Here is a 10,998-nt window from a genome sequence, read left to right as displayed (position 1 = left end):
AACTATCGGATGTGCTCTAGCTATGGCAAACAGGAAAGGACCGGGCTGGTTTTTGCCCGGTTTTTCTTAATAAAATTTGCCTATGTGGATAAATATGGGTGTGTTGAGCCGCGTCCAGCTCCAGCGCCCTGAAACGAGGACTTCACGAATCTCCCTAATCTAAGTCATCATCGGCTTGCAAGCACACCGTGATTCCTTTATCTCCGTTGTCTCGCTTCTTTTGTTACGTTTCTAATCGGGCACTTGCGCTTTTGTTCAAAAATCATAGTAGCTAGAAACATAGAATAAGTTTCTAGCTTCTAATATGGTATAATTTACTATAGTCATTCAATTTCATAAGTGCTTGCTCCCACAGATAATCAAACAATTATCACATAAAGTGAAGCCAGTATGGATAAGAGGGAGATCAACTGCCAGTAAATGTCCGATTGGTTCAAAGGCATTTAGGTCATACCCATGTGGTACTAACAATTAGTGAGGGATATATAAAATCCCCACTGTTTATTAAAGGAGGTCATAAGATGTTAGAAAATAATGACGTTTTAAGAGGTGCTGAAGAATTTTATTTCGCTGGTAATCAGACAGGAGTATTGGTAATTCATGGGTTTACTGGTTCTACTCAAAGCATGCGATTTCTAGGTGAAAAACTAGCTGAGGCAGGATTTACAGTTTTTGGTCCTCGTTTAATTGGTCATGGTACAACTCCAGAAGATATGGAAAAAACGACGTATCACGATTGGGTTCAAACGGTAGAAGCAGGACTAGAAAAATTACAATCTACCTGCACCGAAGTCTATGTAACTGGACTTTCAATGGGAGGAACATTGACACTATATCTCGCAGAAAACCATCCAGAAATAAAAGGAATTATCCCAATAAATGCGGCTACTCATATGCCAGATATGAATAAGTATTATGACAAATTATCGCAAACTGACAAGCGATTTGTTGATGGGATAGGCTCTGATATTAAAAAAGAGAACGTTAAAGAGTTAGCATATGAACAAACACCAGTAAAATCGATGGGCGAACTCAAAAAATTAGCTGAAAAAGTAAGAGACCAGCTCCCGGCTATTGAGATACCTACCTTAATCTTTTCTTCGACTGTGGATCATGTGGTTCCACCAGAAAACTCACAAGAAATCTATCGATCTATATCATCAAAGGAACGTTCTATCATTTTATTGGAGAATAGTTATCATGTTGCGACATTGGATTTTGATAAAGAATTAATTGCTGAAAAATGTGTTGAGTTTATCCAACAAACCTAATAGGTACACGGTATACAAGGAATCACCAACAGTTCTGTCATGGTGATTCCTTCTTTGTAGTCAAGGAAATTATAAAATTAGCCCAAGTGGATAAAGAGGAGGATGTTGAACCACCGTCCAGCTCTAGCGACCATAAACGAGGCGACTTCGAAACGCCCTAATCTAAGTCATCATCGGCTTGCAAGCACACCGTGATTCCTTTATCTCCGCTGTCTCGCTTCTTTTGTTACGTTTCTAATCGGGCACTTGCGCTTTTGTTCTGTAATTAAGATAATGTGGGTATTCTCCGTATAATCCTGAAAAGCAAATATTGGTTTATATTTCCTAATCATTTACAATATTGTTAGAGAGGAGCTTGAAACATGGCGATAACCATAGGATATATTGGATCTGAACACTCCGTAAAAACAGTTAAAACGATAGCGAGACAACATCCAACTATTCAAGTAAGAACTTATCTATATGGCAAGCCTTCGGAGATAAGTAAATTACACCGTCAAGCTGCAAAGGAGACAGACATTATATGTTTTTCTGGAATTGTATCTTTTTATTACCGTGATCGTAACTGTGAAAATAAACCATTTATCATAACACCTTTTCATGAATACATGATAGCTGCTTCTATCTTAACGTGTCTGATTAATTTTAATGCACGTATTTCCGAATTATCGATTGATTTACCTGACCGATCCATTTTGTTGGATATTCAAAACGATATAACATTTCAATTAAATCCACTACATGTGTATGATTATCAGTGGATATATAATGATTCACAAGAAAAAAAGCTATCAATTCAAGAGATAACAGCGTTTCATGAAACATTGTACATAGAAAAGCAAACAAAGATGGCAATTACAAGTATTCATTATGTTTATGATTTACTGAAAAAAAGGAATGTACCTGTCATTTATATGGTTGATACGGAAAGAAACATAGAGGAGATACTATATGAAGCAAGTAAACGAGTACTATTTTCTCAATTACAAGACGGGATGCTATCTATATTATATATTTCACTTAAAGATAAGACACCTCTTACTTTAAAGCAATTTGAAATCATAATGAATACCATTAAACCTTTACCAGGTATCGAATATTCGATAAAGAGAAAAGATAAGCTTATTTGTTATACGACAAGAGGAACCATTGAGGATTTTCTATTAACTAGGTCTAATCTTGAGTGGATAACGCAGCTTGAGTCAGACTTGGAACAAAGCTTTGCTTTTGGTGTTGGTTATGGAAAGCAGCTTTTTGAAGCGGAAGAAAATGCATTGTTAGCATTACAAACTGCTATTAATGGTATGGGGAGCAATGGTTATGTAGTCACTGATAACAAAGAACTTATCGGCCCGGTTTTTGGAGAAACTCGCCGTGAAAAGATTAGAACAACAGATCAGTGGTTACATCATGTTATTAATAAAACGAATACAAATTTAAGGACAATGCAACGATTCTTTACTTTTTTGAAGGTACATCAGTTTGGATTCTTTTCAGTTCGTGAATTAGCAATATTTTCACAAGTGTCCATTCGCACTTCAGAACGATTTGTTAAACGCTTGTATGAAGCTGGGTTAGTAGAAATCATTGGACAAGAGCAAGGGCTTAAAAAGGGTAGACCGCGCAATGTTTACAAGGTTTCCGAGGAGCTAGAAATAGAGATAAGGAAACGGGTTTAGTTGAAAACTAATCCGTTATAAATTTTCGGAAAATTTGACAAGTAATAAAAATTCCTTTATTTTTATATTTAACGACATATTAACGACGTTATAAGCTTGGAGGATAAACGATGAAAATTACAAAAGTAGATATTCATAAAATAGAGTTACCATTAAAAGAACCTTTTATTATTTCGTATGCAAGATACGATGTCATGCCAGCAATTATTGTAAAAGTGTATACAGACAATGGTCTGGTTGGATATGGTGAAAGCTTGCCAGACGAACATGTAACAGGGGAGTCCGTGCACAGTGTATTGGCAGCTCTAAAGTATCAACTAATTCCAGCTATATTAGGTAAAGATCCTAGGAATATACAACAGTTACATACCACAATGGATGGCGAGTTAGTTGGAAATGGGGCTGCTAAGGCAGCCTTGGATATTGCCTGCTATGACTTATTAGGGAAATATAGTAATCTACCAATCTATTCGCTATTAGGTGGAAGAAAGCATGAGGACCCGACCATACCTATGGTGCTTAGTATCCTAGAACCGAATGTACTTGCTAAACAAGCCAAGGAAGCAATACGAGATGGATATCATGAAATTAAAATGAAATTAGGTGTTGATTTTGAAGCAGATATAGAGCGAGTGCGAGCCGTACGTGAGGCGGTAGGTCCTAATATATTAATTCGTATCGATGTTAATCAAGGATGGGGTAGTATTCAAGTAGCTAAACAGATGATTGAGCGCTTATCTGAATTTCGAGTAACGTGGATAGAACAGCCTATTAAGGCAATGGATGTATCCTTATTTCGATCATTAAAAGAAAGCTCTAATACGCCTTTAATGGCAGACGAAAGTATGGTGTCACCGCAAGACTTAAGAACCTTGATAGAGCATCGTTCAGTGGATTATATCAATATTAAGCTAATGAAATGTGGAGGTATCTATCCGGCTTATCAGCTTGCTACACAGGCGTCATTGTTTGGAATAAAATGCCAAATAGGTTCGATGGTCGAATCAAGTATCGCATCTTCTGCAGGCTTTCATGTAGCTCTAGCAAAGGAAAATATTATTTCAACTGAGCTTTCAGGTCCGACAAAGTTCACAACAGATATTGGAGATTTAACTTATTCACTTCCTAAAGTGAATATGACAGATCGACCTGGTTTAGGTATACATATCAAAGAAGACACGCTATTTCATTTAAGTAAAGCGTTTGAAGAGGTGATCATTTGATATGAAGAAGAAATGGAGGATTCCTCACACGTATGCAATCATATTTTCAATTATTATTATGGCTGCAGTTGCTACGTATCTCATTCCTGCTGGACAATATGAACGAGGTGAAGTAGGCGGGAGAGAAGTTGTAGTAGAAGATAGTTATCAACGGGTAGAGCAAACCCCTATCACCTTTTTTGAAGTGTTTACCGCAATTCCACAAGGAATGGAAAAAGGTGCTCAAATTATCTTTTATATCTTTCTTGTAGGTGGAGCGTTTGGCTGTATCAGAGCTACTGGAGCAATTGATTCGGGCATTAATAAATTAGTTTATAGGATGGAAGGCAGGGAAAGGCTTCTTATTCCAGTCATTATGCTTATATTTTCGATTTTAGGATTCACCACAGGAATGTCTGAAGAAAGTATCATATTTGTTCCAATTGGGATAGCAATTGCGCGTGCACTTGGATATGACACAATTGTGGGGACAGCAATGATTACGCTTGGTGCTGCTAGTGGATTTATCGGTGGTATGATGAACCCGTTTACAGTAGGAGTAGCACAAGGAATTGCAGAAGTGCAAATTTTCTCAGGATTCCTCTTTCGGTTCGTTGTATATTTATTTATATTATCCATTGCAATTTGGTATGTAATGCGTTATGCGAGAAGGGTTAAGCTTGATCAACGGATATCTGTAATGTATGACATTGATATACAGACAAAGCAATACGATACTGCAACGGAGCAAAATAAAATAGCTATGTTCAACTTCCGCCACGGTTTAGTTTTACTCGCGCTTGGAGTCGGTGTATTCATCAATATGTATGGCGTATTTAATTGGGGATGGTTTTTAACAGAACTAGCTGCATCATTTATCATTTTTGGTTTATTCTCTGGGATTATTGGTGGATTGGGCATTAATAAAACCTTTGCTTCCTTTGTTGATGGGATGAAAGTTGTTGCATTTGGTGCATTAATCGTAGGTTTTGCAAGAACCATTCTTGTAGTGATGGAAAATGGAGTCACAATTATATATGCATTATCTAACGCCATTTCTAATCTGCCAGATACACTGAATGTCCTTGGAATGTATGTGGTGCAAATTATTCTTAATTTCTTTATTCCTTCTGGTAGTGGTCAGGCTGCAACAACTATGCCTTTGATGGTTCCACTATCAGATATATTGGGTATTGAAAGGCAGGTAGCTGTACTCGCCTATCAATACGGTGATGCGATAAGTAATTCTATAATCCCTACTTCTGCCGCGTTAATGGGGTACTTAGCAGTAGCGGGAATCCCGTATGAAAGATGGGTCAAGTTTGTTTGGAAGCTAATATTAATCTGGCTATCTATTGCTGCAGTTGCATTAGTGATTGCGGTTATGATTGGAATAAGCTAATCAACAAGAGGAATTGGGACATAATAAAAACAATCCATTGTAAGAATGGATGATGTCTCTGGAAATATACGTAGGCGCCAGGTAAAAGCGATGTATATTTTCCAGAGTGGTTTAGTTGTACTCCATTATTTAGTTGTACGTTTATTCCTTAATTAGAATTACTTTGACGTTGCCTTTTATGCTATCTCGTTTTTCATTTTTGTTTTATTTACCTTAGAATGATACATATGAAATAGACCAATAGCTACTAAGATAATTACTGCACAGATGAGATACAGATTAGAGAATCCAATAGCTGTTACAACAATTCCCCAAATAAAGGACCCTGCAGCAATACCTGAATCATATAATATAAAGAAAGTAGATGTAGCATGCGAGCTTCTGTTATTTGGAGCAGCTTGAATTGCCATTGTTTGAAAACTTGGTAATAAAGTTCCATAACCTAGACCGATTAACGCAGCAGATAGTAGTAGCATCCAAGGTGTATTAGTGATGCTCAATGATACAAGTCCAATAGCAAAGAGAAATAAACATGGGAGTATCACAAATTTAGGACCTTTCGAATCAAATGATCTTCCGAGATATGGTCTTGATAATAGCATGACTGCTGCAAAGACGACGAAGAAATAACTCGCTGTAGAAGCAAGTCCTAAGCCGTTAGCGTATACGGAAATAAAGGACATCACACTAGCGTAAGCCAGCGCAACTAAGCTACTTATTAATGCAATTGGCATTGCTTTCATTTCTATAAAATCATGAATCGTTAACCTTTGCTTGATTGCTTTCGGAGCAACTTTTTCTTTAGGAACGTTAACCATCGCTGAATTCATAATAGCCACGATCATTAGTATTCCTAAAATTATAAATAAGTTCTGAAAGCTCGTATATTGTAATAAGGTTAAACCTATAAATGGACCGATGACAACGGCTAAGTTCATTGCCATAGCAAAATATCCAAGTCCAGCACCGCGGCGTGATGGTGGAATAATGTCGGCAGCAATCGCCCCTGTAGCAGTAGTAATAATACCAAAAGATAACCCATGGATGAATCGCAATGCTAATAATGGCATGAAGGCATCAATAATTAGATATAAAAACGAGGTGACTGCGAAGATCGTTACACTTATTAATAGTCCCCTTTTTTTCCCTGTCTTGTCTAATAGCTTCGCAGAAAAAAGGCGGACGATAATCGCTGCCAATAACATGGCGGTTACAACTAAACCACCTTCTGCTTCTGTACCACCTAAATTGTCAATCACATAGATAGGAAGAGTTGTCATTAACGTATAAAAGGATAAGAAAATGAGGAATTGTGTCATTGAAATACTTATAAAACTTTTTGTCCATATTTTTGGTTCTTGACTCATAGGTTGTTCTCTCCTGTTGCTAATTTAGTTAATAATGTATATAGTTGTACTTTTTCATCGTACGTTAGACTTGCTACCATATCGTTATCAAATTGATCCATTGTTTCTCTAACAATAGGTATCTTATTGCTAGCATAGTCGGTTAATTCGATAACGCGCTCCCGTTTATCTGTGCCTTGTTTCCGAGTAATCCAGCCGCTTCTTTCCAAACGAGATAATGTCCTTGTTACAGTAGGTGCTTCGATATTTAAGTATTTCCATATTTCTGTCTGTGTCATAGGACCAAAACGATCAATACAAAAAATAATGGACCATTGGGATGCAAATAACCCATGGTCACTAAGCCGATTGTTCATCTCTTTTGTGAAAAATCGAAATCGTTGGTTTAGTAAATGGAGCAAATCTCGATTCAATAATTCTTTCAATTGTATCACCTCATATATTTACCTAGGTAAATAATATACTTGATCATTCTATACTTTTTGTATGTATTTGTAAAGCTTAGTAATTTGATATGAATGATTACCTAACTCTTCCAATCATACTGTTGAACATTTTTCTCTGTTTCGATAACTCTATAATGGAATAAAATATCAGATTATGAGCCGTCACTTGCAGTCAACGCTTTAGCTATCTGTGAGTCCATACCATTAACCACGAAAGCAGCAGATGTTGCTGTTTTGTGGCAGTCGACGGCTCAATTTTTTTCCTTCCGCTATAAAGGGTTTTTAGAATCCATATCTCCAAGCTTTACTAAATAGATATAAAATCTGATCAAGGGGTTATCTATATAGGGTAACTGGAACATACCTCATTCTAAATTCAAACCTATTTATTCATGATAAAAAGGCACCAATTGCTCCTACATATGGGCCATTATCGAGAAATATGGGTTCATATGGAAGCATGGCTTGAAACTCGGATAATACCTTTTTTAACGGTTTGTTATACGATAAGGTACTACCAGTAAACACGATTTTATCCGTTTGATTGGCCATGGCTGCTTGTGACGCCAACAGAATCGTACTTTCACCAATTAATTGTGTAAGACTAGCCAGATAATCAGCAGAAGTGGCTTCATTTGCCTGCTGGACTTTACCAAAGTTGGCAGCTGTTAAATTCCTTTCAAGAGGTGATTCCGTGGATGTATAAATATCGTTTACCAATACATCACTATTTTTATGATTGCCGATCTGACTCAATTGAACAAGCTCATTATAGTCAGATTTACCGCTTAATAGATAGCCAAGTCCCATAAAGATACCTCCACCAATTCCACTCCCGAATAGACGAGTGAAATTATTTCTGCTCACTAAAAAATAAGAGGTTCCAGTACCAATACTTACGAGGATATATTTTTCTAGTAAAGTCTCTTTTTCTTGTTGTAATAGATAATTTGTACCTTTGCAAACAGCTGTAAATTCATCAATGACAATAGCGCTTGTTGGTAAATCGTTTTGTAATTCCCTACTACCACCACCGGTTAAATAAATGGAGGTATTTGTAGAGGGAAGCCAATTAATTACTTGTTTCTTCATGTGGTTGGAGAATAATTTAACGTGTAACGATCCTTCATGGTAATAAGCAATTTTAATTAAAGAACCACCTGCATCTATTCCTATTTTTAGTGGCAATACTTCACTTCCTTTCAATAGATAATTGTTATTATTTTACTAATATGAAGGTAAGGTAGCCATTAATATGATTCACTATACTGCATTTATAAAAACGTATTTTACTATAAGTAACGGTGTAATTGATTCAGAAATGCGTAATAGAAGTATTTATTTCGATTTAATATATCTTCTTCCATTAAGTTTATCCTACATATAACTGGCAAAAGACCCTCACTTCAAGCAAGTGAAACCAATTCTGGATAAACAAAATCCCTAACTGATTGAAGTTTCACTTTATAAGCTAAAAGTCCTTTATTTAAACAAGAAATTTTTAATCCATTGCAGCTTATATCGATTTTTGTAGAAAATTCTGATTTATGTATGTGTTTATACCTATAATTGGATTTGAAGTTAGTTTTTAATCCAAGGCTTAAAACTATTATACTATTTTAAAAATAGTATAATTTTCAGATTTTAATAGAAGGTCAATTTGTTACTATAGTATCAAAGAGGGAGTAAATAAATGTTAATGATAGATAAGTAATAATACGAAAGGATAGTTGGTCGTGAAAAAACGATTACTATGGGGCGTTTGTATCATTCTCTTTACAACGGGTGCAACTTGGCATATGAGTGCTTCGGCTGATCGAGGAGAGGAACATTGGTTAACAGATTACTTTGAAACGGTTGAAGGAATCAACCAGTGGTTGAAAGAGAAGAGTTTAAGTGTAAAGCGATCTCTTCTTGAAGAAAAAGAACAAACGATTAAGAACAAAGCAGATCGGTTAACACAGCTATCAAAACGTGTTAGTTCCAAAAATAAAAAGGAGATTAATCAATATTTACAATCTTATTACGTCCGTTTACAAGAATCAAAGGAGAACCTAGAGGGTGACGTATTGAAAGCCTATGAGGTTAGAAAAAAATCGGAGATTCATACTGAGATTAAGGAAGATGTTACTTCGTCTTTACAAGATTGGTTATATGATTAGGGATCTATCATATGATTTCTATCAAATATAAAAGAAAAGAAGGGGAGTATGTAGAATGAAGCTAGGTTTACGTACACTAAAAGGAAAGATAGCTGCTGGTATTATTGGTGTTGGTGTTTTATCTGGTGCGGGGATAGTATTTGCTAATACGGATGCAGGATCAGCATTACGTGAATGGTACAATGCTATGTTTAATGATTCGGTAGAGAGAATTGAAGACGAGGTAACTGCTTATGGGGAGGGAAAATTACCGGAGCTTGAGGCTGAGTATGAGCAGTTAAAAAGTGATGCCTCTCTCGATATTGATTTAACAAGAGTAGAAGAAACAAATGCTTCGTTAGAGGAAATAGTTGCGACAAAGCTAGAGCATATCGAGTCACTTGATAGCGAAGCGCAGCAGATACTAGAAGATATGGGATTGCAATTTTATAATGTTTTAATTGATGGTTATTTAGAAATTGAACGTTTACAAGAAGAAGGTTTAAATTATGCTACGGAAGATTTAACAGCATATACTGGAGAAGTTGGGCAATCAGCAGTTAATCAAGTAACTACAGACTTAACAGAGGCTAAAGAAACAGCTGTAGCTGAGCTAGAGGCAGCTGTGCAAAATGCACAAGAGCAACTAGAAGCAGAATTGGCTTCAAATGAGGAAATTACAATTAGGAACTTAAAAAATCAAGTCGATTGGGCTATTGAAGATCTTCGTGAGTTAGTAACGGAATTATTAGCAGGATTAGTTGAAGAACAACAAGTTATTATTACGGAAACAGCACAGGCTCTTGAAGATGAAGCAAAAGCAGCTCTTGATGAAGTTATATCTGGTATTCATCAATAATTATCTATTCTGTTGAAATAGATAGATGCTAAGGAGGGAAAGCAGTTGTTAAACAGAATCCAAACTCGAAAACAAAAAAGGCGCCAAAGCCGAATAAGAATAGTGATCATTGTAATTATATCTGTAACCTTAATGGGAGGAAGTTTTACAGCTGTTTTCGCTGATCAAGACATTAATGGTTTACTTACTAGTTGGTTTCAACAGAAAAAGGATGAATCTATTGAAAAAATAGATGCTGCTATCTTAGCAGAGCAACAACAACAAACAAAGCGTTTGGAAGAAGCATTAAAAGTAGAAATTGCGAAAGCTGAACAGAGACTGGATGAAAAGGTAGAGAATGAGATTTTAGAGCGAACAAAGGCTTTGCAGCAATATTCAAATCAGCTTATCCAGTCCATGAGAGAAAGCAAAACGAAAGAATTGGATCAAGCCATACTTTCAGAGCTTGATCAAATCGTCCAAGAGGCAAAAGCTAAAATGGAGAATATAAAAGATACTCCAGCAACGAATGAAGAGAGTAATACGCAACCATAAGTAATGGAAAAAAATCCTGCTGAACGAGAGGCCACTGAAAATCTTATGATTTTTCAGTGAAACTTGAAATTTGTTATAAAAAAGACGACTCAAATTC

General features: G+C 36.2%; 10 protein-coding genes. 7 read left to right on the top strand and 3 right to left on the bottom strand.

Features of this window, described 5'->3' with window-relative positions; all coding sequences use genetic code 11:
• Window positions 1-521 precede the first annotated feature (521 nt).
• The 4 genes from ABDZ84_RS16325 to ABDZ84_RS16310 all read left to right on the top strand — a co-directional run bounded on the left by ABDZ84_RS16325 (window position 522) and on the right by ABDZ84_RS16310 (window position 5,554).
• Entirely contained in the window at window positions 522-1,271 is a 750-nt protein-coding gene (locus ABDZ84_RS16325; RefSeq protein WP_026682267.1) for an alpha/beta hydrolase, read from the top strand.
• A 362-nt stretch (window positions 1,272-1,633) separates the two neighbouring features.
• Window positions 1,634-2,950: a hypothetical protein gene (locus tag ABDZ84_RS16320; RefSeq protein WP_121603740.1), complete on the top strand. Its 1,317-nt coding sequence runs from the start codon at window positions 1,634-1,636 to the stop codon at window positions 2,948-2,950.
• Between the two features lie 110 nt (window positions 2,951-3,060).
• On the top strand, window positions 3,061-4,173 hold the full coding sequence (locus ABDZ84_RS16315; RefSeq protein ID WP_026682269.1) for a mandelate racemase/muconate lactonizing enzyme family protein: 1,113 nt from the start codon (window positions 3,061-3,063) through the stop codon (window positions 4,171-4,173).
• A 1-nt stretch (window position 4,174) separates the two neighbouring features.
• Window positions 4,175-5,554, top strand: a complete 1,380-nt coding sequence (locus ABDZ84_RS16310) for a YfcC family protein (protein ID WP_343782262.1) — start codon at window positions 4,175-4,177, stop codon at window positions 5,552-5,554.
• 176 nt (window positions 5,555-5,730) lie between these two features.
• Here the strand turns inward: ABDZ84_RS16310 and ABDZ84_RS16305 are convergent, their stop codons facing one another.
• The 3 genes from ABDZ84_RS16305 to coaW form a co-directional block, all read right to left on the bottom strand.
• Window positions 5,731-6,921: an MFS transporter gene (locus tag ABDZ84_RS16305; protein ID WP_026682271.1), complete on the bottom strand. Its 1,191-nt coding sequence runs from the start codon at window positions 6,919-6,921 to the stop codon at window positions 5,731-5,733.
• Window positions 6,918-7,355, bottom strand: coding sequence for a MarR family winged helix-turn-helix transcriptional regulator (locus tag ABDZ84_RS16300; protein WP_371413979.1), 438 nt, complete (start codon window positions 7,353-7,355; stop codon window positions 6,918-6,920). The genes ABDZ84_RS16305 and ABDZ84_RS16300 overlap by 4 nt, the downstream gene beginning before the upstream one ends.
• A 402-nt stretch (window positions 7,356-7,757) precedes the next feature.
• Window positions 7,758-8,555, bottom strand: coding sequence for a type II pantothenate kinase (gene coaW / locus ABDZ84_RS16295; RefSeq protein ID WP_051388392.1), 798 nt, complete (start codon window positions 8,553-8,555; stop codon window positions 7,758-7,760).
• A 548-nt stretch (window positions 8,556-9,103) separates the two neighbouring features.
• Between coaW and ABDZ84_RS16290 the strand changes: the two genes are divergently transcribed.
• The 3 genes from ABDZ84_RS16290 to ABDZ84_RS16280 are packed head-to-tail and all read left to right on the top strand — an operon-like array spanning window position 9,104 to window position 10,901.
• Window positions 9,104-9,529: a hypothetical protein gene (locus ABDZ84_RS16290; protein ID WP_026682274.1), complete on the top strand. Its 426-nt coding sequence runs from the start codon at window positions 9,104-9,106 to the stop codon at window positions 9,527-9,529.
• 55 nt (window positions 9,530-9,584) lie between these two features.
• Entirely contained in the window at window positions 9,585-10,367 is a 783-nt protein-coding gene (locus ABDZ84_RS16285; protein ID WP_121603737.1) for a hypothetical protein, read from the top strand.
• 45 nt (window positions 10,368-10,412) lie between these two features.
• Window positions 10,413-10,901, top strand: coding sequence for a hypothetical protein (locus ABDZ84_RS16280; RefSeq protein ID WP_121603736.1), 489 nt, complete (start codon window positions 10,413-10,415; stop codon window positions 10,899-10,901).
• The last annotated feature ends 97 nt before the right edge of the window (window positions 10,902-10,998 follow it).

This window comes from Virgibacillus salarius (genome assembly GCF_039521925.1).
In the GTDB taxonomy this organism is placed as follows: domain Bacteria; phylum Bacillota; class Bacilli; order Bacillales; family Amphibacillaceae; genus Virgibacillus; species Virgibacillus salarius.
Note: the sequence above shows the minus strand (reverse complement) of the source record. Positions and strands in the feature narration are given on the sequence as shown.